The 3,348-nt window shown below is 44.4% G+C and carries 4 protein-coding genes; all 4 read left to right on the top strand.

Annotated elements, in window-relative coordinates; translation table 11 throughout:
* Window positions 1-406: 406 nt before the first annotated feature.
* On the top strand, window positions 407-952 hold the full coding sequence (locus VN105_RS02305; protein WP_325637524.1) for a sigma-70 family RNA polymerase sigma factor: 546 nt from the start codon (window positions 407-409) through the stop codon (window positions 950-952).
* Window positions 952-1,512, top strand: a complete 561-nt coding sequence (locus VN105_RS02300; RefSeq protein WP_325637522.1) for a hypothetical protein — start codon at window positions 952-954, stop codon at window positions 1,510-1,512. Before VN105_RS02305 ends, VN105_RS02300 begins: the two co-directional genes overlap by 1 nt.
* Window positions 1,496-2,578 (top strand): hypothetical protein, encoded by a 1,083-nt coding sequence (locus VN105_RS02295; protein ID WP_325637520.1) that lies wholly within the window; start codon window positions 1,496-1,498, stop codon window positions 2,576-2,578. The genes VN105_RS02300 and VN105_RS02295 overlap by 17 nt, the downstream gene beginning before the upstream one ends.
* A 45-nt stretch (window positions 2,579-2,623) precedes the next feature.
* A partial coding sequence (locus VN105_RS02290; protein ID WP_325637518.1) for a head GIN domain-containing protein occupies window positions 2,624-3,348 on the top strand: 725 nt, incomplete at its 3' end.

Raw genomic sequence — 3,348 nt, 5'->3', positions numbered from 1 at the left:
AACCGGATTGGAAGCTGAACAGAATCGTATTAAACAGGGTGGTAATTAAGCTTCGCCTGTGTGAAGATGGTTTTTTAGGTATATAAGGATGGAAAAACGTAGCCCTTTACCGGGCTGCGTTTTCCTTACCACTTTCACCGGATAAAGATGTGCCGGTTTCATCACAGGAAATGACAGTTTGGTAAAATTTGAGGCAGACGGACAGGCCATTACAATAATTTTGAAAAAATTTTTACCGGGACCCTACTTTCATCCATTCTCTATAAATACTTAATAATTAATAAGATAACGAAGTTTTGCTGTTGATTAAACGGATAAAGTCACACTAAACCGGAAATTTCCCCATCAGCTTCATGCAACCTTTTTTACAATTATCGTCTTTATAATGAAAGCATCAGCCACTAACTTGAATCAGACGCCACTCGCAGCAAATGTAGTAGAACGCTGCAAAAAAGGAGATGTCCGTGCATTTCGTGAATTGTACGAAGCCTATTCGGCTGCGATGTATAACATTTGCCTGCGTATGACCAATAACGTGAGTGATGCAGAAGACACTTTGCAGGAGGCTTTTATCCAGGTGCATAAAAACATTAACAGGCTGGAACAGGAAACCAGCATCAGCGCCTGGATCAAGCGGATTGTGGTAAACCACTGTTTGAATACACTGCGTAAAAAGAAGGTGTATTTTGAAGAAGTGGAAGAAGTGGAAGTGATGGCAGAAGAGGGCATTGATGAGGCCCAGTTCACCTGGACCGTTGCCGCAGTGAAGTCGGCCATTCATGGACTGCCACAGGGATACCGCACCGTATTGAATCTCTATCTTTTTGAAGAGTATTCACACCGGGAAATAGCAGAAATGCTGGGTATTACCGAATCTACCGCCAAAACGCAATATATGCGTGCAAAGGAAAAGGTAAGACAAATTGTAAAACAGCAAAATGTAACTCGTTAATGCCAGACAATTTTGAAGGGTTTATCCGCCAGCACCGGGACGAATTTGAGGAACAGGGGCCTTCACCGAGGGTTTGGGCCGCACTGGAGCAGGAGCTGTCGGGCAGTGGTAAAGGAAAGGTAATTTTACTGTTACAGAAAAACTGGTTCAAAGCGGCCGTGATAGTGGTATTGCTGGCCAATGCCGGTGCTCTTTTTTACTTTACCCAAAAACGTCAGCCGCCGCCACAGCAGGACCTCGCTGTATTAGCGCCTGACATACAGGAAGCGGGTGTTTACTATACGTCGCGCATAAACGAAAAATTGCAGCTGATTGAAGCTTATCCCGATTCAACACTGGGGCTGGATAGTACTGCCCGTAAAGAACTGGAGCTTCGCAACGATACTTATAAGGCACTGGAAAAAGAATTGAAAAATAACCCGGGCAATGAAAGAATCCGCGCTGCCATGGTGCGCTATTACCAGCTGAAACTGGATCTGTTGGATAAAATTTTGGAGGAGTTACAGGAGAAACACGTAGCTCCCGGTCATACAAAAAAACGCTATGAAGCTGAAATTTAAATGCTTGTTATTTCTGCTGCTGCCTTTACTGGCACAGGCTCACAACGGAGCTACGGCTTACAAAAGAACCATTGTAAAGGAGTTTAATGTAAATGATAATGCCACGTTAAACATCGCTAATAAATATGGTAAGGTTATTTTTCATGCGTGGAACAAAAGTGAAATTAAAGCGACTATTACGGTAACCGGCTTCGGCAAGAATGATGAACAGGCAAAAGCTGTTGCAGAAATGGTAGAAGTGAACGCGAGCCAGCTTAACAATTTAGTATTACTGAATACCTCCTATAACCCGTCGAAGAGCAGCTCCGGCTGGTTTTCATGGGGAGGTAAGATGGATTCAAAAGACTACGTGAACATTGATTACGACATTTATATCCCGCAAAATATGCAAAGCCTGGCAGTGAAGAACCAGTTCGGAGATGTGATTGCGGATAAATTCAGTTTCCCGGCCACCCTTGAAATGAATTACTGCACTTTTGATATCCGTGAGGCACAGGATCTTGTTCTGAAAATAAATTATTGTGATAAAGGGAAAATCGGGAAGGCAGGAAGGGTTACCGTGAAAGGGAATTATTCTGATATCCGTGGCGGGCAGCTGGAATCGCTCGATGCCAATTCCAACTACAGTGAGTATGGATTTAGCCGGGTGGGCAGCCTGAAGATCTCTTCTAATTATGATGATTATAAAATGGAGGTGGCAGGTGTTGTTGCAGGCCGGGGTACTTATTCCGATGTAAAAATAAAAGAGCTGCAGCAGGCGGCAGATCTGAACATGACCTATGGAAATGTGAAGATAGAAAAGGTAAGCGGAGGCTTTAAGCAGGCCGATTTCCAGCTCACGTATTCCGACCTGAATGTGAAGTTCGGACCCAGGCAGCCATTGTCGATTGAGGTGAACCTGGTGTACGGTGACCTGAGCACCGGAGGGCTGGAGCTGAAGAATGTGATTTCCAACAAGAAAAATTCAACCCTGCGTTATACTGCATTGGCAGGGGGAGGCAATGAATCATCTCCCTATATAAAAATACGCGGTACAAATACAGATGTAAATCTCGATACTTATTAAACAGATCAGAACGCCATTCTAAATCTTTTTAAAATAATACTGACTATGAAACGAATTGCTGCTTATTGCCTGGTTGCTTTGCCATTGTTACTGGCCGCCACCGCGCTTCTTTCCTTTTCAAGCCAAAATAACGAAAGGATAAAAGGAAACGGAAATGTGAAACAGGAATCCCGGGAGGCATCTGCCTTTACAGATATCAGTACTTCCGGTGTTTACAAAGTGATCATTGAACAGGGAAATACCCATAGCATCCGGGTAGAGGCGGAAGACAACCTGCTGCCATATATCGTAACAGATATATCCCGTGGCGAGTTAAGCATTCATTCAAAGAAAGGCTACAATATTCAGCCTACAAAAGAAGTCAGGGTATATATCACCTTGCAGAAAGTAGATAAGTTATCGGCCAGTGGCGCCAGTGGTTTTACCAGTAAGGGTAAACTTACCAGCGACCGCCTGCGGCTGGACTTCAGCGGCGCTGCCGATGTCAACCTGGATATCCGCACCCATGAACTGAAAGTGGGCGTTTCCGGGGCAAGTAACGTTACCCTGAAAGGTAATACAGACAAGGCCGACTATGGCATTTCCGGTGCTGCAGATATTTCAGCGCTGGATCTGGCCACCGATGAGGCGAAACTTGGTATTTCCGGTACCGGTAAAGCAAATGTATTTGTGCAGAAGAGCCTGAATATAGCCATTTCAGGCATGGGCCACGTAAAATATAAAGGAGATCCCAGTATTACTCAATCCATATCCGGAATGGGTAAGATCAG

It is taken from the genome of Chitinophaga sp. (assembly GCF_035564935.1).
Taxonomy (GTDB): Bacteria; Bacteroidota; Bacteroidia; order Chitinophagales; family Chitinophagaceae; genus Chitinophaga.
This window is presented reverse-complemented; position numbering and strand designations above follow the sequence as displayed.